Below are 251 nucleotides of genomic sequence, written 5' to 3'. Positions count from 1 at the left end.
ATCAACTCGAGCACCTCCCGGGTCGCCTCGGTCGGCGTTCGGGCATGCACGTCGTATATGTATCGTCTCGCATGGTCCCAGCATGCCGCCTCGCGAATCTTGCCGCTCTCGTACAGTTCGTTGAAGCGTAAGCGGTAAGCCATGGGCGTTATAGAGTTCGCGTAAAGGCAATCGCACAATGCCGCCATTGAGTTCGCTCAGGAGGGGCAAGCGATGACGGCCTTCGCAAGAGAAGAATTGGAATCGGTGTG

Annotated in this window: 1 pseudogene; it reads right to left on the bottom strand. The window is 57.4% G+C overall.

The annotated features are described in order from the left end of the window. Window positions 1-125, bottom strand: a pseudogene (locus tag GWC77_RS28875) (transposase); the annotation flags it as partial. Between the last annotated feature and the right edge of the window lie 126 nt (window positions 126-251).

Origin of the sequence: Paraburkholderia sp. NMBU_R16 (genome assembly GCF_013282575.1) — a bacterium.
GTDB lineage: Bacteria > Pseudomonadota > Gammaproteobacteria > Burkholderiales > Burkholderiaceae > Trinickia.
Note: the sequence above shows the minus strand (reverse complement) of the source record. Positions and strands in the feature narration are given on the sequence as shown.